The organism is Deinococcus sp. Marseille-Q6407 (assembly GCF_946848805.1).
Lineage (GTDB): Bacteria > Deinococcota > Deinococci > Deinococcales > Deinococcaceae > Deinococcus.
Map to the genome: position 1 here is coordinate 259,410 of NZ_CAMPFU010000002.1, position 19,977 is coordinate 279,386.

At 67.3% G+C, this 19,977-nt stretch carries 15 protein-coding genes and 1 tRNA gene; 4 read left to right on the forward strand and 12 right to left on the reverse strand.

The features are described 5' to 3' along the window. The first annotated feature begins 83 nt into the window (after positions 1–83). Positions 84–158: transfer RNA gene (locus OCI36_RS03320), tRNA-Val, on the forward strand. A 69-nt stretch (positions 159–227) separates the two neighbouring features. On the opposite strand, the gene OCI36_RS03325 is transcribed toward OCI36_RS03320, so the two are convergent. After that, the gene (locus tag OCI36_RS03325) at positions 228–1,316 is read right to left on the reverse strand and encodes a transposase (protein WP_261663660.1); all 1,089 of its coding nucleotides are present in this window, start codon (positions 1,314–1,316) and stop codon (positions 228–230) included. 212 nt (positions 1,317–1,528) lie between these two features. Between OCI36_RS03325 and ffh the strand changes: the two genes are divergently transcribed. Beyond that, positions 1,529–2,905 (forward strand): signal recognition particle protein, encoded by a 1,377-nt coding sequence (gene ffh / locus OCI36_RS03330; RefSeq protein ID WP_261663661.1) that lies wholly within the window; start codon positions 1,529–1,531, stop codon positions 2,903–2,905. A gap of 100 nt (positions 2,906–3,005) precedes the next feature. Here the strand turns inward: ffh and OCI36_RS03335 are convergent, their stop codons facing one another. The 6 genes from OCI36_RS03335 to OCI36_RS03360 all read right to left on the reverse strand — a co-directional run bounded on the left by OCI36_RS03335 (position 3,006) and on the right by OCI36_RS03360 (position 7,430). Beyond that, positions 3,006–3,608, reverse strand: a complete 603-nt coding sequence (locus tag OCI36_RS03335; RefSeq protein ID WP_261663662.1) for a GNAT family N-acetyltransferase — start codon at positions 3,606–3,608, stop codon at positions 3,006–3,008. After that, on the reverse strand, positions 3,605–4,033 hold the full coding sequence (aroQ, locus tag OCI36_RS03340) for a type II 3-dehydroquinate dehydratase (protein ID WP_261663663.1): 429 nt from the start codon (positions 4,031–4,033) through the stop codon (positions 3,605–3,607). The genes OCI36_RS03335 and aroQ overlap by 4 nt, the downstream gene beginning before the upstream one ends. A 50-nt stretch (positions 4,034–4,083) precedes the next feature. Next, on the reverse strand, positions 4,084–5,157 hold the full coding sequence (aroB, locus tag OCI36_RS03345; RefSeq protein WP_261663664.1) for a 3-dehydroquinate synthase: 1,074 nt from the start codon (positions 5,155–5,157) through the stop codon (positions 4,084–4,086). Continuing rightward, positions 5,144–5,740, reverse strand: coding sequence for a shikimate kinase (locus tag OCI36_RS03350; protein ID WP_261663665.1), 597 nt, complete (start codon positions 5,738–5,740; stop codon positions 5,144–5,146). The genes aroB and OCI36_RS03350 overlap by 14 nt, the downstream gene beginning before the upstream one ends. Positions 5,741–5,857: 117 nt before the next feature. Further along, a complete protein-coding gene (locus OCI36_RS03355; protein ID WP_261663666.1) occupies positions 5,858–6,073 on the reverse strand; it encodes a hypothetical protein in 216 nt (71 codons plus the stop codon). Between the two features lie 10 nt (positions 6,074–6,083). Further along, positions 6,084–7,430 carry a S8 family serine peptidase gene (locus OCI36_RS03360; RefSeq protein ID WP_261663667.1) on the reverse strand — a complete coding sequence of 449 codons (1,347 nt, stop codon included), beginning with the start codon at positions 7,428–7,430 and terminating at the stop codon, positions 6,084–6,086. A 134-nt stretch (positions 7,431–7,564) separates the two neighbouring features. Between OCI36_RS03360 and OCI36_RS03365 the strand changes: the two genes are divergently transcribed. Then, positions 7,565–8,659: an App1 family protein gene (locus OCI36_RS03365; RefSeq protein ID WP_261663668.1), complete on the forward strand. Its 1,095-nt coding sequence runs from the start codon at positions 7,565–7,567 to the stop codon at positions 8,657–8,659. Between the two features lie 82 nt (positions 8,660–8,741). On the opposite strand, the gene rnr is transcribed toward OCI36_RS03365, so the two are convergent. The 3 genes from rnr to OCI36_RS03380 form a co-directional block, all read right to left on the reverse strand. Next, positions 8,742–13,112, reverse strand: coding sequence for a ribonuclease R (gene rnr, locus OCI36_RS03370; protein WP_261663669.1), 4,371 nt, complete (start codon positions 13,110–13,112; stop codon positions 8,742–8,744). Positions 13,113–13,422: 310 nt separating this feature from the next. Further along, entirely contained in the window at positions 13,423–14,256 is an 834-nt protein-coding gene (locus tag OCI36_RS03375; RefSeq protein WP_261663670.1) for an exodeoxyribonuclease III, read from the reverse strand. Positions 14,257–14,346: 90 nt separating this feature from the next. After that, positions 14,347–16,074 (reverse strand): hypothetical protein, encoded by a 1,728-nt coding sequence (locus tag OCI36_RS03380; RefSeq protein WP_261663671.1) that lies wholly within the window; start codon positions 16,072–16,074, stop codon positions 14,347–14,349. A gap of 348 nt (positions 16,075–16,422) precedes the next feature. Between OCI36_RS03380 and OCI36_RS03385 the strand changes: the two genes are divergently transcribed. Then, on the forward strand, positions 16,423–18,537 hold the full coding sequence (locus OCI36_RS03385; RefSeq protein ID WP_261663672.1) for a protein kinase domain-containing protein: 2,115 nt from the start codon (positions 16,423–16,425) through the stop codon (positions 18,535–18,537). Between the two features lie 7 nt (positions 18,538–18,544). Here OCI36_RS03385 and OCI36_RS03390 read toward each other — a convergent pair whose 3' ends face one another. Next, entirely contained in the window at positions 18,545–19,219 is a 675-nt protein-coding gene (locus OCI36_RS03390) for a YczE/YyaS/YitT family protein (protein WP_261664367.1), read from the reverse strand. A 2-nt stretch (positions 19,220–19,221) separates the two neighbouring features. Continuing rightward, on the reverse strand, positions 19,222–19,956 hold the full coding sequence (locus tag OCI36_RS03395) for an SDR family oxidoreductase (RefSeq protein ID WP_261663673.1): 735 nt from the start codon (positions 19,954–19,956) through the stop codon (positions 19,222–19,224). Positions 19,957–19,977 lie beyond the last annotated feature (21 nt).

Below are 19,977 nucleotides of genomic sequence, written 5' to 3' on the forward strand. Positions count from 1 at the left end.
TGACGCGCTGACCGGCGGAGAAGGGGCGGCCCGGCGAATTGACAGAAGCCGGGCCGCCCCTTAATATGGTTAAGCTCTGAAGCGGATGATTAGCTCAGCGGTAGAGCGTTCGCCTTACAAGCGAAGGGTCGGGGGTTCAAATCCCTCATCATCCACCAACAAAAGAACCCCGCCTTGAAGCGGGGTTTTTTATTATGGGTAAAGCTACTTCTCTACTATCCCTAGACTCATGAGTTGCACCTTGCATAGCTGAGCGAATAGCCGTGCTGGAGAAGAAATTCTCGTTCTTTTTGGAGCTGACTCAGAAGATGGTTGAGCCTGACTACGGGGAACAGGGTGTAGAGGGCCAGGCGTGCCGCCTCTTTCAAGGTCATGTCCTCAGAGCGGTACAGCATGGTCAGGGTGAAGGCCAGGAAGACCATCAAAATCCAGCGGTCCAGACCCCTGGCAGTTCGCAGCGCGAACTGCGCCAACCCAAACTGATGCTTTCCCTCCTTAAAAAAGGATTCCAGCGCCCAGCGCCGTTTTCCTTCGGCCAGGATGTCATCCCCCTCTAACAGCTCAGACGACACCGCGAAGAATTCGCGGTCCCCACGGTCCATCCTCCCCAGAGACAGCGTTTCCAGAGGCCAGTTGGCGAGGTTGACGTACCCCCCATGCGGACAGTCCGCCACCGTCACCTGTCCAGGATGGTCTGTGCGCCGGTTGCTCCTCACACCCACCACGAACTCGAAACCCAGGCGCTGCACACCGTCCAGAAAGACAGCGGATTCGAATCCGCTGTCCGCCAGTACGCAGACCTGAAAGCGTTTCCCCACGAAGTCTGGCACCTCTTCCAGCAAGTCGAGGGCCAGTGTGACCGGGGTGCTGGTGTGCTTGCCCTGGTAGATCCGGTAAGAAATGGGGAACTTCAGTTCCCCATATTCGGCGAACAAGACCACCAGATGGATGCCGTGCCTACCGTTGTACACACTGACATAGGGCAGCTGAGTTCCCACCTTTTCCACCGTGGTCAGATCCACGCTGAGCCGCAACCGAGGTCGGCGTTTGTGACGAGCTGTATCCAGCAGGATGCGCCTCTGGAAGTCCTGCATCTCTTCCCAGCAGCGGTCTGAATCCCAGTCATAGATGTTGAAGAAACGGCTGAGTGCACTGGGACTGACTCCCTCAGCCTGGCTGAAGTTGGTCTTCTGACCTGGACTGTGGAAGAGGTGCAGCGAAGCCTCCAGGCTTCGCCGTTGGTACAGCGTCTCTGGAATGTCCAGAATCCGCTGTGAGAGAATATGGGCGCGCTCCCCTGAAGCCTGTTTGTACACACTTCCAGAATTTCAGCTCTGGGAGCGCTTTTTGTCTCCCTATACAGGTGCAAGTTCTGAGAAATACTGAATTACCTGTTCTAAAAACAGCCGAGCTATTTTGCCGCCGGAAGCGGGGTGCTGACCGCTGCTCAGGTGGCTGCCATACGCGGCAGCAGGCCCTGTGCAGCGGCTTCAGTCTGCCGCAGCGGTGCGTGCTAGCCTGACCAGATATGTTTGAATCCCTCGGAAACAAGTTGCAGGACATCCTGGCGAAGGTGGGCGGCAAGGACAAACTGAGCGAAGAGCAGGTCAAAGCGACCATGCGTGAAATTCGTATGGCACTGCTCGAAGCGGACGTGAACTTCGCGGTGGCCAAGGATTTTGTGGCGACAGTCAGCGAGCAGATGGTGGGACAGAAGGTGGGCGGCGTGAGCGGCGAGCTGGACGCTGGCCAGACCATCATCAAGCTGGTGCATGACGAGCTGGTGAACATGCTGGGCGGCGAGAAGGCCGAACCTACCTTGCAGCCAGGCCGCAACGTGTGGTTCATGGTGGGCCTGCAGGGCGCCGGCAAGACCACCAGCACCGGCAAGCTGGCCCAGCTGTACAAGAAACAGGGCAAAAAGATTCTGCTGGTGGCGGCCGACACCCAGCGCCCCGCGGCCCGAGACCAGCTGGAAGTGCTGGCCCGGCAGGTCGGCGTGCCGGTGCTGAAGGTGGAAGACGGCGAAGCTCCCGCCACGACCCGTGAACGTATCGAAGCCCAGCTGGCCGAAAGACCCGCTGATCTGGTGATTGTGGATACCGCCGGCCGCCTGCAGGTGGACGCCGCGCTGATGAACGACCTCGCCGCCCTCAAGCGGGAGCTGCGGCCCACCGAAACCATGCTGGTGGTGGACGCCATGACCGGTCAGGAAGCGCTGAATGTGGCCCGCAACTTTGATGAGCAGGTGCAGGTAACCGGCCTGATCATGACCAAGCTGGACGGCGACGCGCGCGGCGGTGCGGCCCTCAGCGCCCGTAGCGTGACCGGCCGCCCGATCTACTTTGCCGGGGTTTCCGAGAAGCTGAATGGTCTGGAGCCGTTCTACCCTGACCGCATTGCCGGGCGCATTCTGGGGATGGGCGACGTGATGGGCCTGATCGAGCGGGCCGAGGCGGCCCAGCTGACCGGCCCTACCGATAAGCAGCCGGGCGACTTCGACCTGGACGATCTGCTGGGACAGCTGCGTCAGATTCGCCGCATGGGCCCCATCGCCGAGTTGATCAAGTTGATTCCCGGCATGAGCCGCGCCCTACCCGAGGGCTTCACGGTAGATGAAAAGGAAGTGCAGCGCATTGACGCCATGATCAGCGCCATGACGCTGGAAGAACGCCGTAATCCCCGCATCATCAATGCCAGCCGCCGTGAGCGTGTCGCCAAGGGCTCCGGGCACGAGGTGGCTGACGTGAACAAGTTGCTGAAGATGCACGAGCAGATGAAGATGATGATGAAGATGCTGCAGGGCATGCAGGACGGAAAAATGCCAAATATGCCCGGCATGCCGGGAATGGGAATGCCGGGCACGCCCCAGCGCAAAGGTTTCCGTAACCCGCCCCGCAAGTAACCTGTAAGTCACAAGTAAACTGCAAGTCAAGAGCGCAGTACACAGCACAGACGCAGTGGAAGGCTCCAGCACTGGGGCCTCTTTGCCTGTGTCGTCAGCTTCAGCCCTGAGGCAGATGCCGGCCCAGGCGGTGATCCAGGCCACTTCTGACCGCTGGCCACTCGCTCTGGGTGATGGAATACACGCAGGTGTCACGCAGGGTGCCGTCCTGGGCGCGGGTATGCGCCCGCAGAATGCCGTCCAGCTTGGCGCCCAGCCGCTCAATAGCCGCCCGTGACTGAGTGTTCAGCCAGTGGGTTCGCAGCTCCACCGCCGGGCAGCCCAGCGCCCCAAAAGCGTGGGCCAGCAGCAGCCGTTTGGCCTCAGCGTTCAGGCCTTTGCCATGAGTGCTGGCGGCCAGCCAGGTGCTGCCGATTTCCACCCGTGGCAGGCTCTGGTCGATGTTCATGTAACTGGTCTGACCCACCAGGCGCCCATCGCTGCGGCGGCGGATGCTGAAAGGCACCATGCTGCCGGCCGCCTGGAGGCGCAGCCGCCGTTCAATTTCAGCCGCCATGTCCTGCGGCGCGGGCACGCTGGTGTACCACAGCTCCCAGAGTCGGCCGTCACTCGCGGCGGCGATCAGCTCCGGGGCGTGTTCGGGGCGCAGCGGTTCCAGTCGGACCAGCGCCCCTTCTAACTCCACCGGCCCCACTCGGTTCACGGGGCAGTCACCAGCGCTTCCAGCGCCAGCCGGTAGCCCAGGAACCCGAACCCGCTCAGCTTGCCGCGGCAGACCGGCGCCACCACGCTGATGCGGCGAAACTCCTCGCGGGCGTCCACGTGGCTGATGTGAACTTCCACCACCGGCAGCAGCTGCCCGGCAATGGCGTCGCGGATAGCGTAGGAATAATGGGTAAACGCCCCCGGATTCAGCACGATGCCTTCAAAGCCTGCGGCCTCCGCTTCCTGAATCCACTCGATCAGCTGGCCTTCGAAGTTACTCTGGCGGCACTGCACGCTGGTGCCCAGTTCCCCGGCCCACCGCTCACACAGCCCTTCCAGGTCGGCTAGGGTGCCGGAGCCGTAAATGCCCGGTTCGCGGGTACCGAGGCAGTTGAGGTTGGGGCCGTTCAGGACCAGAATCATGCCTTCAGGCTAGAGTATTCTTTCCGGCCCGGGCGCTCTGTTGCTGCCGGCTAGATGTCCCGCCGCCACTGCTCGAACACGCCGGCCACCTGTTCGCGGCTCAGCCGGGCCAGATACGTCTCAGCGATGTCCCGCAGCAGCACCCAGCGCACGCCCAGCTCGTCGGCTTTCTTGTCGCGGGCGATAAAGGGCCACAGCGAATCCAGCTGCAATCGGGGCAGCGGCTCGGGGCTTTGCCAGTTCAAAAAAGCGCGGGTGTAACCGCTCAGGCCGCTGGCCCCCTGCGCCTCGCTGAGCAGGGCCGCAAAGTGCAGGCCGTAGCCCACCGCCTCGCCGTGCGGCAGTTTGTGGCGGGTGTAGGCTTCTAGCGCGTGCGCCAGGGTGTGGCCCAGGTTGAGAAAAGCCCGCTCGCCCTGCTCGGTGGGATCGCGGGCCACCACTTCCGCCTTGACGGCGGCGGCGCTGTGTACCAGCTCGGGCAGCCACTCGGAAAAGCGGGTCAGCCCGGCGGCGCTGAAGGCCGAAGGCAGCACCTGGGTCAGCAGTTCCGGGCGAGCCAGCAGGCCATGCTTGAACACCTCGGCCGCGCCCGAGCGAAAGTCGCGCGGCGGCAAGGTATCCAGCGTTTCGGTATCGCACCAGACGGTCCGGGGCGGCCAGAAGGCCCCCACCAGATTCTTGCCTTCCGGCAGGTTGACGCCGGTTTTGCCGCCGATGGCGGCATCCACCATGCCCAGCAGGGTGGTGGGGGCCGCATAAAAAGACACACCGCGCAGGTAGCTGGCGGCCACGAAACCGGCCACGTCGGTGGTGGCGCCGCCGCCCAGCCCCACCACGGCGCCGGCGCGGGTCAGGCCGCCCTGAGCCAGGGCCGAGAGCAGCCGCTCCACTTCCTGCAGGGTTTTGCCGCTTTCGCCTGAAGTGACCGGGAGGACCAGGGCGGGGTTCAGGGCCTGGCGTGCTCGCTGCACCCACTCATCCGGCAGGGCGCTGTCGTGCAGCAGGGCCACTTGGGGTTCGGGCACGCTGGCCTGTGCCAGGATGCCACTGCCGATCTCCACAGCTGTGGAGCGGTCCTGGCCCGGCCAGGGGACGCGTAGGGGGGGCAGATTAGTCGGTGCCATGTCTCAGATTCTCATATCCATCCGGAGCACTGGCGGCCGCCTGCTGCGCCTGCCACTGCCATAGCTGCTCAATGACTTCCTCCACCACTTCCTCCGAGGGCCGGCCGTCGCTGTGCACGTGAATGGTGCCTTTCTGGTAGTGCGGCTGGCGCTCGTTCATCAGCAGGCGAATCTTGGAGAGGGGGTCGGGCACCTGCAGCAGCGGCCGGTCCGAGTGTTTGGTGCGCTGGTAGACCGTCTCGGGGCTGGCCCACAGCACCACCACCGGGCCGCGTTCCAGCAGGGCCTGGCGGTTCTGTTCGTGGTTGAAGGTGCCGCCGCCCAGGCTGATTACGGCATGGTCCAGCCGGCTGACCCGCTCGACCACCTCACGCTCACAGGCGCGGAAATAGTCCTCGCCTTCTTCGTCGAACATCTGTGGGATGCTCTTGCCGGCCACCTTGGCAATCAGTTTGTCGGTGTCCACGTAATGCAGCGCCAGGGCGCGGGCCAGCTCCCAGCCCACGCGGCTTTTGCCGGTGCCCATAAAGCCCGCCAGCGCCACCCAGGTGACGGGGCGTTCGATCAGGCCAGCGCTGTTCATAGGCCCCAGTCTAAGGGTTTTGCTGCGGCGGGCAGTAACCTGACTCTGCTTTGCCCCGGTTGGCCGGAAATTTCCGGCGTCTCTTACGGCAAAAATCCCTGGGCAAACCGGCGGCGCTTACTCTTCCGGCGGTCTGCACCCCGGAGGGCCACTCTGGCCGGGGCCACCCGGCCGGGTCAGCTGCCAGAGGAAATAGGCGTTCATCATGGCCAGCAGAATAGACATGCTGCCCAGCACCGGGTCATTTTTGAAGAAGAAAAACCGCATCGCCAGCCCGCCCCACCCGATGATGAGGAAAGTGACCAGCCAGATGCGCCACGGAGGTGCGTACATGGCTGCCAGTCTAGCGTTGGGGACGCAGCGGGGCCAGGGACGCCGGGCCGCGCTGCGGGGCGGGGGAGGAGGCAGGCGGCAGGCGGCTGACCCAGTCCAGCGCGGCGGCCACGTTCAGCACGCCGGCGCCGCAGCTTTTGCGGGGGTCGGGGTCACAGCCCCGGGGGCCCCAGGGGGCAGCCGTGCGGGTCAGGGCGCTGCGCAGCTCGGCGGGGCTGAGGTCGGGCCGCAGGCCCAGCAACAGGCTGGCCGCCGCGCTCACCTGCGGCGCCGCGAACGACGTGCCGTTCTGGCGGTGGGCGTGCAGCGGGGCCGGCCGGCCGGCTGCGTCCAGCGCGGTGCTGGCCACCAGCCCCCGCTCCGGGACGCCGCTGGGCGCCGCCAGCGCCACCGCTGAGCCCCAGTTGGCGTAATCCGGGCGCTGACCGCTGTCGTCCACCCCGGTCACGGTGAGGACCCCCGCGCAGCTGGCCGGGGAGAGCAGCCCGGCGTCGCGGTTCTCGTTGCCGGCGCCCACCACCACCAGGGCGCCGGCGCGGGTCACATCGTTTACGGCGGCCGCGATGCGGGGGTCACAGCCGCGGTCGGGCAGCCAGTCGGCAAAGAGTGAGGTGTTGATGATGCGGGCCGGCGCTGGGTTGCGCGGCACGCCGGCCACCGGCAATCCTGCGGCCCAGCGCAGGCCGTCGGCCAGGTCGCCGGGGGCGATCATGCCGTTTTCGTCGGCGACCCGCACCGCCAGAATCTGCGCGGCGGGGTTGATGCCGGCCATGCCGGCCCCGGCCTGATCCGCCCCGATGATGCCCGAGACCATCTCGCTGTGAAAGGCGAACTGCCCCACGCCCGAAGCGTCGGGGTCGCGGCCGTCCCCGTCACCGGCCCGCTGAGCGTCACTCACGAAGTCGTAGCCGTTGAGAATGCGGCCCTGCAACTGGGGATGTGGCGTGTAGCCGGTGTCCAGTACCGCCACCGTGACCGGCGCCGCCACCCGGCCCCGCTGCGCCCAGGCGCGGGTCAGGCCGATGTCCTGTAGGTAAGTCTGCTGCGCGCTCAGGGCCGCGGCCGGATGGTAAGGCAGGGACGTGCTGGCGGCGGGGCGGGGGGCGTTGGGCACAGAGCTGCTGGTCGCCGGGCTGAAGGGCGTGGGCTGGGCAGTTGTGGGCCGGGCAGTGGAGGGCTGAGCAGTTGCAGGAAGCGGCAGAAAGGGGAAAGCCGGCGCGGTCACTGGCGGCACATTTGCGGCTGGCGCAGCTACCGGCAGCGCCGGCTGCACCGGCAGGACAGAGATGGCCTGGACCGGTTCCGCAAGGCTCAGGCTCAGCAGGGCCAGGGCAGTCATCCGAAAGGCAGAGTTCACAGCCCGGAGTATGCCGCCTGGAGCTGACGCGCCGCTGAGAGAAAAATCCGGCCTGAGACAGGGACCGGAATGCGGACGGAGTGCAGCGGGAGCGGCGGAGGCCAGGGCAGAGACAGGCACTACACTGCAGCTGTATGACTTTTGTCCGCACTCTTCTCAAACAGGCACTGCCCTACGCGGAGCGGGCCGTCACGGCGGCCGATCAGGCGTTCAGCGGGTTCGTGCAGCCGCGCCGGGCCCGCGGCAAGCTGGTGGTGCAGCCTTACGTGGGCTGGGGCTCGCCCGAGCAGGTGGAGGTTCAGGGCCGGGTGCTGCTGCCGCGCGTGACCACGCCGCCCCGGGTCGGCGACGCCCGCTGGCGCAACTTTCTGAACATCATGCGCCGGCTGTTCTCGCGCGAGGTGAGCGGCGTGGAGGTGACCGGCACCTTCCGGGGTGAAGCGGTGCACAGCAGCAGCGGCCCCGACGGCTACTTCAACCTGGTGTTTCACCCGGGCGGCGCCGTGCCGGCCGGCTGGTACGAGGCGCCGCTCAGCATCGAGGGCCGCGGCGAGATGAGCCGCGCGCGGGTGCAGGTGGTGGACCACCCGGCTTTTGGCATCATCTCCGACCTGGACGACACTGTGATTCAGTCGGACGTGACCAGCATGCCCCGGATGCTGATGACCAGCCTGACCGGCAACGCCCGTACCCGACTGCCTTTTCCGGGCGTGGGCGCCTTTTACCACGGCCTGGTGCAGCAGGGCGGCGGCCGCAACCCGATTTTTTATGTGTCGAGCAGTCCCTGGAACTTTTTCGACCTGTTGTGGCAGTTTCTGAGTTACCGCCAGATTCCGCTGGGGCCGATGTTCCTGCGCAACTGGGGGTTTGATCTGCTGGCCGGGCACAACGATTACAAGCACGGGGTTATTGAGCGCATTTTCGAGCGCTTCCCCGATATGAAATTCGTGCTGGTGGGCGACAGCGGCGAGCATGATCCCCAGATCTACGCTGAAGTGGTGCGCCGCCACCCCGGGCGGGTGCTGGCGGTGTATATCCGCGATGTGTCGGACGCGGCGACCGATCAGGCCGTGCTGAGAATCCGCGAGGAGGTCCGCGCCGCCGGGGTGGAAATGGTTTTGGCCGCCGACAGCCTCTACGCTGCCGGACACGCGATGGCGATGGGCCTGATCACGCCCGAGCAGATGCGCCGGGTGCAGCGCTCGGTGGCCCGGCACTACAGCTGGTAGTAGGAGCCAACAGAACAACAAAAAGCCACCCTGCACGGGGTGGCTTTTTTATGGGGCTATTTGGCGGAGCCTGCGCGGGCGCTTATCCCTGCTGCGTTTCGCTGCCAGGGCGGCGGCTGCGGCGGCGGCGCCGGCGGCGGTCACCTTCACCACTCTGGCCGCCGTTCTGACCTGCGTGGTTGCCTTCGCTGCCCCGGCTGCGCGCGCCGGCGGTCTGCCGGCTGTCACGTCCACCGGCCGCGCTCCGGCCACCGCTGCGTTGGCCCTGGCCGCCGCGGGGGGGGCGGCCGCCGTAGCTGCTGCTGCCGCCGTCATCCTCGGGCATGTTGTCTACGCTCCAGTCGCCGAAGTACATCCGCTGCACAGTCACGTTGACCGGGCGCAGGTGCTCGTTGCGGGGCCGTTCCAGCGTGATGACCCGGCGCCGGCCGTTGCCGCCGCCCTGACCGCCGCTGCGGGGCCGGCCGGCGTCGCGCCCACCGTTTTCACGCCCGCTGCCGTCGCGGTTGCTGCGGCCACCTTGGCCCCGGTTTCCTTCGGCGCTGCGGCCGTTCTGCCGCCCACCGCGGCCCTGGTCCTGGCCCTGAGATTGGGCCTGATTCTGGCCGGCTGCCTGACCACTGCGGCCGCTGCTGTCCTCATCCAGCGTGAAGCGCGGCTGGGAGGGGCGCACGCCCGACAGCTTCTGCTGGCGCTCCTGCTCGCGGTCCTCGCGGCGGCGGGCGCGCACGCGCTGGCCTTCCACCTTCTGCCCGGTGGTCTGGGTCTTGTTGCCCGAAGGCTGATTCTCGCTCATAACAATCTCCTCTAGTTCAGTGCCCTCTTCCGGCACGGTGAAATCAATCTGACGGGCCAGCGGCTTGACCTCGGAAATGGTCACGGCCACCGGGTCGCCCAGGCGGAAAATGCGGCCGTTGCTGCGGCCTTTCAGCATCTGGGCGTCTTCCAGATAGATGTAGTAGTCGTCGTCCAGGTGGCTGATGTGCAGCTTGCCTTCCACGCCGTTTTCCAGCGCCACGAACAGGCCGCTGGCCACCACACCCGACACGTTGCCCATAAAGCTGGCGCCCTCGTGTTCCTGCGCCCACTTGGCCTGATAGTACTTGGTCAGGTCGCGCTCGGCCTCGGCGGCGTTGCGCTCGCGGTCGGAGGTGTGTTCGCCCATGGCGGGCAGCACCGAACGCAGCTGCGCCACCTCGCGGCTGCCACTGCGCAGTTCACCGCTCAGCACGCCGCTCAGCACGCCGCGCAGCACCCGGTGAACCAGCAGGTCCGGATAGCGGCGAATCGGTGAGGTGAAGTGCAGGTACTCGTCGAACGCCAGGCCGAAGTGCCCCAGGTTCTCGCCGGCGTACTTGGCCTGCTGCATCGAACGCAGCAGCAGGGTGTTTACCACGCTTTCGCGCGGGGTGCCGCGCACCTGCTTGAGCACGTCCTGATAAGCCTGCGGGGTCGGTTCACCGCCGGGGAACGACAGCCCCAGCCGCCCGATGGCCTGCGTCACGTCCTGGAAGCGTTGCAGGGTGGGTTCCTCGTGAATCCGGAACAGCGCCGGCACGTTGCGCTCGATCAGGAAGTGCGCCACCACCTTGTTGGCCAGCAGCATCAGGTCCTCGATCATGCCGCGGGCCGTTTCCTCGCGCAGAGGAATCAGTTCCATGCGGCCCTGTTCGTCCACGTCCACCTTGACCTCGCGCATCTTGAAGTCCAGGCTGCCTTCCCGCAGCCGGGCCTGCCGCAGCTTGCTGGTGATTTTCAGCAGCAGGTGCAGGTCACCCTCCAGTTGACGGGCCTGCTCGGGCAGCGGCGAGGTGGCTTCGCTGTACGCCTGCACCTCGTCGTAGGTGAGCCGCGCCTTGGAATGAATCACGCTGGGGCCGATTTCCACGTTCAGGATCTCGCCCTCACCCGAGAGTTCGACCAGGGCGCTCATGGTGAGGCGGTCCTCGTTCGGCACCAGGCTGCACACCCCGTTGCTGAGGTGTTCGGGCAGCATCGGCAGCACCCGGCCCGGCAGATACACGCTGGTGGCGCGGGCATAAGCTTCGCCGTCCAGCTCGCTGCCGGCCTGCACATAGTGGCTCACGTCCGCGATGTGGACACCCACCAGGAACGTGCCCTGCTCGGTGGGCTGGATATGAATCGCGTCGTCGAAGTCCTTGGCATCGCGGCCGTCCACCGTGAAGGTGTTCAGGTCGCGCAGGTCCATCCGGCCCCGCAGCGCTTCAGGCGGCACCGCGTTGGGGATGCGGCCCGCTTCGCTCAGCACTTCGGGCGGGAATTCGCCGCGCAGGCCGTACTTGACCATCACCGCTTCGGTTTCGGTCTCGGGGTCGTCTTCCTCGCCCAGCACCCGGCTGATGGCTCCGAACACCTCGTCCTCGCCGGTGTCTTCGGGCCAGTAGAGGTCCACCACCACGCGGGCGCCGGTTTCCAGCTCCTCGGTGCCGTCGCTGACCAGCAAGATGCGGTGCCGCGCCCGGAAGTCGTCGGCCTTCAGGATGGGGTAGCCGTGGCTGTATTCCAGGGTGCCCACCAGCTGCGAGTAATGCCGCTGCACGATGCGGACCACGCTGGCCTGCGGGTTGCCGTCAAAGCGGCTGCCGCGCCGGCCACTGTTGCTGCCGCGGGCACCGTGGCCTTCTGGGCGCACCAGCACGGTGTCGCCGTTCCAGGCTTCCAGGGTGTCTTCCGGCGGCACGTAGTAGTCGTCGCGGCCAGTGTCAGGCACCACGAAGCCGAACCCGGCGGCCGAGGCCTGGAAGCGGCCCCGGACCAGATTCATCGCTTCGGGCAGGCCGTAGGTCTTCTTGCGGGTGCGCACCACGATGCCGGCGCGGGTCAGCTGTTCCAGCACGCCTTCGATGTCGCGCCAGCCTCCGACCAGCCGGGCTTTCTGGCGGGTAAAGGATTTCTCCAGGTCGCGCACGTGAATGGGCCGCCCGATAGAGCGCAGCTGGCTGACCAGCAGCTCCTGCACTGGATCGTCCAGCTGCGGGCCTTCGGCGGTGACTGGCGCGGCCGTTTCGGGCAGCGGCGGCAACTCGGGCAGCACTCCGGCCAGCACGTCGCTCTGACCACCGGCGTCCTGACCGCTTTGTTCCTGCGGCGCCGTACCAGTTTCACCCTGAGGTGCAACCAGTTCCACTCCGCTGAGTTTTTCCACCAGTTCGGGCTCGGGCGTTTCGGCATGGTCAGCGTGGCGCTGGCCCTGGCTGCGGCCTTTGGGCCGTTGCAGCACCAGCGGTTCTTCCTCCTGCGCCCCTTCGTCCTGAGCCGGGGCCTCCTGGGCTGCAACTTCCTGGACTGGGGCGGGAGCAGACACTTCAGGTTCGGAAGCTGGGGCGCTGGTGGGGTCAGTTGCGCCGGCTTCAAGGGCTTTGGGGGCCGGTTCTGCCTCGGGTGCCGCCTCAGTGGGAGTCGCCGCACGGCTGCTGCGGCCCCGGCGGGACTTGCGAGGAGCGGCGGGGGCCGGCTGGGCGGCTTCGGCTGGGGCCGCGGCGCTGCCCGCGTCTACCTCGGCGGCAACCCGGGCCGAATCGGTCAGCGGCTGCTGAGCTTCGGCGTCGGCGGCGACCGTCAGGGTCGGGGCAGCTGTGTCTGGTGCGTCCTGGGTTGCCTTTTTGGTCCGGCCGCTCCGGCTCTTGCGTTGGGGTTTGGGCTGGGTGGCTGGAGCTGGCTGCGCCGCTTCAGCTTCAGCCGGCTTTTCTTCAGCGGCAGTGTGGGCGGCGTTGGCTGTCTCCTCCGCAGCCTGAGCAGATTTGGCCGTGCTGCGGCGGGTCTGGCGCCTGGCAGGCTTCTTGGCGGTTTCGGTAGGCGCAGGCTCCGTATTTGCCGGCTGGGCCTGAGCTTCAGCGGCGTCGGCTGCTGCCGTCTGCTCCGGCGCGGGCTCGCTGAGGGGTTCGGCGGCTTTGCGCCGGCTGGTCCGGCCCGTTTTGCGCCCGGCCGGCTTTTCCGCCTGGTCCGCGTTTGCAGTGGCTTCCGCTTCCGGGGCTGCGGCTTTGCGGCCGCGGCTGGTGCGGCGGGGCTGCTTGGCCGGCTCGGCTGCGGTGTTCGGAGTTTCCGGCTGCGCCTCAGCGGTCTGTGTTTCGGCAACCTGGGCCGCGGCGCCGGTGGCTTCTGCTGCCGGGTCCGTCACGGTAGGCACGGCGGCGTCAGCGTCACTCCCGGCTTTCCGGGAAGTTCGCTTCGTTTTTGGCGCGCTCTTGCTTTTGCCGGCACTTTTCTTGGCGGCCGGCTGTTCTGCCTGAGCGTCGGCAGCCGGGTCGCTGGCAGCTTTCTTGGCCGCCGGTTTACGGCCGGCTTTTTTGGCGGCGGGCTTGGCTGCCGGTTGATCCGCGGCGCCCTGTTCGGTCACGGCCGCCTCGCGGGAAGATTCTGGTGTCTGTTCGGTGCCGGCCTCTGGGGAGATCTGATCTTCCGAGGGGGCCGACTTTGGGTTGGTTTTTGGCATGAAGCACCTGTCAGGACAGAGGGCAGACTTGAAAGTGATGTCTTTCCGGTTTCGGAGGGGCCGGCAGCGGTGGGCTGGAAATCTTTACACGGTCATGCCCGCTGGGCTGGGCCTGGGCCGGGGATGCGGCCCTGCGCCGCTTCGTTCTTCACGCGGGGAAGCGGCCAAGCAGGGCCTCCGGTCCGCACTCCGGAAACGGGTGAGGAAAGTTCTGCGGCCTGCAGAAGGTTGCTTGTCTCAGGTGGCCCGGAAGGCCCCGCCGTGAAGCGGGAACCTTCTTGTCCTGTCACCTGGCAGCAAAGTGATTCTATCACGCGCCGCTGCCCACTTCTGTGCTGAGCGCGCTGGGCCAGATGCGTGCGGTCAGCGGGGCGTGGTCGCTCAGGCGGGCGGCGCGGTCCACCCATACGTCCGCCGCCTCCACGCCGGAGGTCAGCAGGTAATCGATGCGCCAGCCGGTGTCGTTAACATAGGCCTGGCCGCGGTTGCTCCACCAGGTATATTCGGCGCGTTCTCCCAGCCACAGGCGGTGGCTGTCGCTCAGACCGCTGGCCAGATGCCCGCTCATCCACTCGCGCTCCTGCGGCAAAAACCCGCTGTTGCCCCGGTTGCTGCGCCAGTTCTTTAGGTCGATCTCCTGATGGGCAATGTTGTAGTCGCCGCCGATGACCAAAGGACCCAGGGGCAACTGCCGCTCGGTCCAGGATTGATAATCCAGCAGCAGCCGCTCTTTGAACTGCTGGCGCACCTCGCCGGAGGAGCCGCTGGGCAGGTAGACGCTGGCGAACCGCACCCCACCCACCCGCGCCGAAATCAGCCGGCCTTCGGCGTCCATGGCCTCGTGCTGCATGCCTAGGCTTACGTCTTCCAGCGGCAGGCGGCTGGCCAGCGCCACCCCGCTGTAGCCGGCCTTCTGCGCCGGATACCAGGCCGAGTGGTAGCCCAGCGCCTCCAGAAACTCCGGCATGGCTGGGGCGCGGATTTCCTGCAGCAGCAGCACGTCCGGCGCGTGGCGGCGCAGCCAGTCGTCCAGCCCCTTGCGCCGCGCTGAGCGTACGCCGTTGAGGTTCAGGGTGGTCACGGTCAGTGCCTGGAGGGGCGTGGCGGAGGGGAGCAGCAGGGCAGACTCGGCAGATACAGACATGGACACAGATTTGGACACGGGCATCTCGCGGCTCAGCTTGGCAGAGCCGGGCCACTGCCGACAAGCGTTCCGGGGCCGGCTCTGCCTGTCCTAGCGGCTGGCTTTGGCGGAAGCGAAGGCCCCGCTGGGTGCCGCCTGCTCATAGGCGAGTGTCGCCTGGGCCAGCTGGCCCTCATGCTGTACCAGGGCCAGCCCAGCCTGCGGCAGCGGCCAGATCAGCAGATCGTCCAGCGGCTGGACCGGCTGTTCCTGGGTCTGCCCCTGTAGCTGCGCGCTCAGTTCGTTGCCCTCGGCCAGCAGTTGCACCGGTTGGCCCGGCACGCTCAGGGCGCGGCCTTCAGCCGGCCGCTGCAACAGGGTAAAGGTCCGGTAGGCCGGAAAGCCGCCGGCCTCCAGAACCTCGGGATCGAAAATCAGGTCCGGCAGGGCGGCGGTGCCGAGCAGTTCGGCCAGCAGCCGGCCTTCGGCGGCGCTGAGGCCCACCGCCAGTGCTGCCTCCTGTAGCTGCCGGGAGCGCTGCCCGGCGCTCAGATGGGTGCTCAGGACCAGCAGGGCTTCCAGGCCGCGGCCGGCCAGTTGCCCCAGCTGGGCAGGCAGGGCGGCTGTATAGCGGGCCGCGTTGGTGGCAGCCGAAAGGTCGGTGCCGGTCAGCGGGCGGCCACGCAGAATCAGTGCGGCGGCGCGGGCCAGCCGCATGGCCGCGTAGGCCTGCTGTGGCCGGGCCAGAAACAGGCTCAGCCGGGCCCGGCCGGCCAGGGTCTGTAGCCCGTGCGGGGCGGCCCTCTCGCTGCGCAGCAAAAGCAGGTCGTCTTCCAGCACCGCGTGAATCAGCTGACCGGCCAGCTCAAAACTCCACAGCCGCAGCTCGGCGGGGAGTTCACGCTTCAGCTGGAGTTGCTCCTCGGCCGCTTCGCCGCTGGCCGAGAGCTTCAGTTTGACGTCGTTGCCGCTGCAGCACAGTTCCAGGGTCAGCCCGCGCCACTGCACTTGCCGCGGCGTCTCGTCCAGGCCGCTCAGGTCCAGCGCCAGTAACCGGCCACCGGCGCTGGCACTCTCCTGCTCTGCCGGCGTCAGCCAGTCCGGCTCGGCCGGGGCCGGGCTATGAAAAGGCCAGTTGACCAGCAGTTGCTCCAGCACTGCCGCTGTGCGCTCCAGTTGCTGCTGTTCTTCGGCCCAGCCGGGCGCCGGCAGCGGGGCGCCAGTCATGCCCGAAGGCACAGGCGCGGCCGTCAGCGCCCGGTCCCGGAGGCCCCGCGCTCCACGGGCCAGCAGTTGTCGCCCAGCGGCAGTCATGATCAGGGGCAGCAGGGCGGCGGTCAGGGTGTCGGTCTGCTGCGGGCCGGCCAGACCACTGTCGAGCGCTTCTTCCAGCGTGATCAGCGGCCGGGGGGCCTGGCGGTGTTGCTGGCGCTGCAGGTTCTCGGCGATGGTGGCCAGCGCGCGCAGCGGCAGCAGCCGCGGCTCACAGCGGGCGGCCCACAGCTGCGCGAAAACCCAGCGCCGGGCGTCCGCTTCCCACAGCCGGTCGCTCAGCCGGCGCAGAACCCCGGCCGGGTCGGCAGCCGGACGGGACTGTGGGCGGGGGCGCTGCACCGCAGCGAAGTGCACCCGGCCCTGGCGCTGCAGCTCGCGGAACTGCCGCTCGGCCTGCATCAGCCGGGAGCGGGCCGGCCCGTCCAGCCCATCTGAGAACAGCAGGGTTTCGCGCAGTTCCTGAAAGCTGCGGCGGTCTCCTCTGGGACTGCGCCCGAAGCTGAGATCTTCCACCCGGTACTCATAAAGCTGCACCAGCTCTTCCAGCCAGTCTTCCGCCCTCATCGCTCAGTCCTCGTCTGCGCCCACATCAGCGCTCAGTATAGGGGGGCCCGCCGCGCCGCCGCGCTCCAAAAGAGCGGCTTTCCGGCTGAATGAGTGGGTTTCGTTCCACCGCTGTTCCAGCGCCGTTTCGCGCCGGGCGCTTCCCGGATGTGAGAGTCCCGAGACCGCCAGGGGGCTACTCTGAGAGCCGGAAAAGCAGCGAAGGGCTGCACAGGAAGGCCGGCGCTGCGTGCGGACCCGCCATGATCCTTCGGTTAAGCTGAGCGGCGGGATGGGGAAGGTGATGCGAGAGAATCGAGTGCAGTGCAGGAAAAGGCCGCGTCGGGCGCCCCTCCGGGTGGAACCGGCATGACCGAAATGATTAATGTGGCGCTGCTGCTGGGCCTGTTCGTGGCCAGTCTGCGCCTGATGATGTTTCCGGCCGAGCGGACCCTGCGCGCCCTGATTCTGGCGGTGCTGCTGGCCTTGCTGATCCTGCTGCTGGCGGTCAACTGGCAGGTAGACAGCGGGCCCGGGCGGGTGCAGGCCCTGCTGGTGCTGCTGGCCGCCGCGCTGCCGGGCCTGCTGGGAGGAGCGCTGTCGCGGAACCGTCACCCGCGCTGGCTGCGGCAGCTGGTCCGCGAACCGGAGCTGGAGCTGGAAAGGGAGCGGGAACGGCGCGGTCGCTCGCTGCCCGAGGCGCACCCCGGCCCGAACCGCCGCACTTGGGTGCCGGGCCTGACCACCGAGCTGGACCTGCCAGAAGCGCAGCAGCTGGATTTCGCCGAGTACTCTGTCGAGCGGCGGGTGGGCGTGGGCGGCATGGGCAGCGTCTATCTGGCGCACCGCCGCAGCGACGGCCTGACAGCCGCCCTCAAGGTGCCGCAGGAGAAGTACCTGACCGACGAGAAATTCGTCAAGCGCTTTTTCCGCGAGGCCGAGATTCTCAGCCGGTTCGACCACCCCAACATCGTGCGGGTGTTCGACTACCGCATGAGCGGCGGCGAGTATTACATCGCGATGGAATACCTTAGGGGAATTTCGCTGGAGCAGGTGCTGGAGCAGCGCCGCATGACCCTGCCCGAAGCGGTGCAGGTCTTCCGCGCCCTGGCCGACGCCCTGCGGCATATTCACCTGCACAAGGTGGTGCACCGCGACCTGAAGCCCTCCAACGTGATGCTGCTGGAAGATGCCTGGGACGGCGAACAGCTGCGGCCCGGCGGCGTCAAGCTGATGGATTTCGGCATTGCGGTGGGTCAGGCCCTCTCGCGCCTCACCATGACCGGGGCGCGGGTGGGCACGCCCACCTACATGGCCCCCGAGCAGGCCAAGGGCATCCGCACCGACGTCCGCAGCGACCTGTATGCACTGGGTCTGCTGGGCTATGAAATGGTGTCCGGTCAGGCTGCTTTCGAGGGCAGCTACGAATCGGTGGTGCATCAGCAGGTGTTCGAGGATCCCAAGCCGCCCAATCAGGTGCGGCGCGGGGTGCCCAGCCGCCTGAACGACCTGATTCTGCAGATGATCGAGAAAGACCCCGACCGCCGGCCCAACCTCGATGAAGTCATTGCCGCGCTGGACGACGACATCCTGATTGACGAAGCCTTTGAGGACGCCGATGTTCTGGCCTTGGTGGTGGACGATCCCCGGGGTACGCTGCGGCTGCTGGATACCGAGGGCAAACTGCGCCAGAGCTGGGGCAGCAGCGCTGCCGAGGGAGAACAGGACCTGGCGCTGCCGGGGGTGCCCAGTGCGCTGGGCCGCGGCGCCAACGGGCAACTGCTGGTGGGGTTCGCGCAGCCGGGGCTTTCCGGCGGGCAGGTGTGGGCGCTGGATTCCCAGGGGTTGCCGCTGCGGCAGTTCGGTCACTACGGCCTGGGCGAAGCCGAGCTGCTGCACCCGGCGGGGCTGGCAGTGCTGGGCGACCTCACCTACGTGCTGGACGCTGAGTCACAGCAGGTCAAGGCTTACGGGCCGGCCGGCGAGTTCCGCTTCCGCTTCGGCGGTCCGGGTGAGCAGGAGGGTGAGTTTCACCGGCCCCAGGCCCTCTGCGCGTCGGCCGACTATCTCTATGTGCTGGATTCGGGCAATCAGCGGGTGCAGCGCTTTACCCCGCAGGGCGGGTATGTGTCGCGGCTGGCCTTCCGGCTGGAACGCGGCTCGGATGAACTGCGGACCCTGAGCGGCCTGACGGTGGATGCCAGCGGCGCAGTGTATCTGGTGGACGCCGTCGCCGGCAAGGTGCGCCGGGTGGATGCCGAGGGCACTGCCAGCGCTCCGGTTTCGCTCAGCCGCGAGGCGGGAGAACCGGCCGAGGCACTCTGGCTGCTGGGCGTGGGCCCCCGTGGGCAAATCTACGCGGTGCCGCAGGGTGGTCAGCTGCTACGAATCTTCAGCCTTTCCGGCGACCTGCTGGCCACCCGCAACATGTACACCCCCGTGCAGGCCCTCAGCGTCTTTCACCGCGAGCTGTCTCCCGGCTGAGCTTAGGCTAGCGCTGGGTTGCCGCTCCTGAGACCGGTGGCCGGCTTTCACCCCGGCTCAGTCCGTAAAGCCCCAGTCCCCAGCCCATCGCCGGGCCGCTGAGCAGGGCAAAAGCAGCGGTGCCCAAGCCGATCTGTCCGCCCAGTGCCCAGCCCAGGGCCAGCACGGCCAGTTCCAGACCAGTGCGCAGCCGCGCCACGCTGAGGCCGGTCAGGCGTGACAGCCCCAGCACCAGCCCGTCGCGGGGTCCGGCACCCAACCCGGCGGCCACATATGTACCGGTCGCCAGCCCCAGCAGCAGGGTGCCGGCCAGCAGTTCGGCCCAGCGCAGCTCCAGTCCGGCCGGAGCCGGCAGCCCGGCGAACAGGGCCACGAACAGCCCCACCAGCAGGGTGTTCAGCACAGTGCCCAGTCCGATAGGCTGCCCCAACAGCAGCCGGCTACAGGCCACGATCACCAGCCCGATCAGGATGCTGGCCTGGCCCACCGTGACCGGAAATCGCCCGGCTAGCCCAGTGTGCAGCACGTCCCAGGGCGCCACGCCCACGCCAGCATCAATCATCAGCCGCAGGCTCAGGCCGTACAGCACCAGCCCGCCCAGCAGCAGGGCCAGCCGCGCCGGAAAGCCCCAGGTGCTCACGCGGGCCAGCGGTGCAGCGGCCGGCTCCGGGTGGGGTGACATGGTCAAATCGAGTACCCGCCGTCCACCAGCAGTTCCTGCCCAGTGATATAGGCAGCCTCGTCCGACGCCAGAAAGGCGATGGCGGCACCCACCTCGCGCGGCTCCCCGAAGCGTTTCAGTGGAATGCTCCCGGCCAGGGCGGCGGCCTGCCTTGGGCCGGAGTGCAGGTCCTTGAGGCGCTGCGTGGCGGTGTAACCGGGGGCCACCGTGTTGCAAGTCACGCCATCGGCGCCCACTTCCAGGCTGAGGGTGCGCAGGTGGTTGGTCACGGCGGCCCGCAGCGCGTTGCTGACCGGCAGGTTAATGGCCGGGTGCCCCACCGTCATGGACGTAACGGCAATGATGCGGCCCCAGCCACGCTCGCGCATGCCCGGCAGCGCGCCGCCCGCCAGCCGCACGGTACTGAGAAAATTGGTCTGGTAGCCCTGTTCCCAGGCAGCTTCCGTCACTTCGCTGGGCAGCGAGGGAGGTGGCCCGCCGGCGTTGGACACCAGGATATCCACCTGCCCGGCGGCGTCCAGCGCGGCCTGCACGCCCTCTGACGTACTCACGTCGGCGGCGAACCAGGCGGCCCCGATGCTCTCTGCCGCGGCCTGCACTTCGGCCCCGGTCCGTGCGGCGATGGTCACCTCGGCACCCAGCTCGCGCATCAGCTGCGCCGCTGCAAACCCGATGCCCTTGGAAGCGCCCGTGATCAGGGCGCGCCTGCCGTCCAGCCGGAAAGGTGCTTTGCTCATACCCCAGTTTACGGAATCCAG

Excerpts from the sequence above, each read along its gene's own strand:
- ffh (WP_261663661.1), top strand. The coding sequence starts at position 1,529 with ATGTTTGAATCCCTCGGAAACAAGTTGCAGGACATCCTGGCGAAGGTG.
- aroQ (WP_261663663.1), bottom strand. The coding sequence starts at position 4,033 with ATGATTCTGGTCCTGAACGGCCCCAACCTCAACTGCCTCGGTACCCGC.
- aroB (WP_261663664.1), bottom strand. The coding sequence starts at position 5,157 with ATGGCACCGACTAATCTGCCCCCCCTACGCGTCCCCTGGCCGGGCCAG.
- OCI36_RS03350 (WP_261663665.1), bottom strand. The coding sequence starts at position 5,740 with ATGAACAGCGCTGGCCTGATCGAACGCCCCGTCACCTGGGTGGCGCTG.
- OCI36_RS03355 (WP_261663666.1), bottom strand. The coding sequence starts at position 6,073 with ATGTACGCACCTCCGTGGCGCATCTGGCTGGTCACTTTCCTCATCATC.
- OCI36_RS03365 (WP_261663668.1), top strand. The coding sequence starts at position 7,565 with ATGACTTTTGTCCGCACTCTTCTCAAACAGGCACTGCCCTACGCGGAG.
- rnr (WP_261663669.1), bottom strand. The coding sequence starts at position 13,112 with ATGCCAAAAACCAACCCAAAGTCGGCCCCCTCGGAAGATCAGATCTCC.
- OCI36_RS03375 (WP_261663670.1), bottom strand. The coding sequence starts at position 14,256 with ATGTCTGTATCTGCCGAGTCTGCCCTGCTGCTCCCCTCCGCCACGCCC.
- OCI36_RS03380 (WP_261663671.1), bottom strand. The coding sequence starts at position 16,074 with ATGAGGGCGGAAGACTGGCTGGAAGAGCTGGTGCAGCTTTATGAGTAC.
- OCI36_RS03385 (WP_261663672.1), top strand. The coding sequence starts at position 16,423 with ATGACCGAAATGATTAATGTGGCGCTGCTGCTGGGCCTGTTCGTGGCC.
- OCI36_RS03390 (WP_261664367.1), bottom strand. The coding sequence starts at position 19,219 with ATGTCACCCCACCCGGAGCCGGCCGCTGCACCGCTGGCCCGCGTGAGC.
- OCI36_RS03395 (WP_261663673.1), bottom strand. The coding sequence starts at position 19,956 with ATGAGCAAAGCACCTTTCCGGCTGGACGGCAGGCGCGCCCTGATCACG.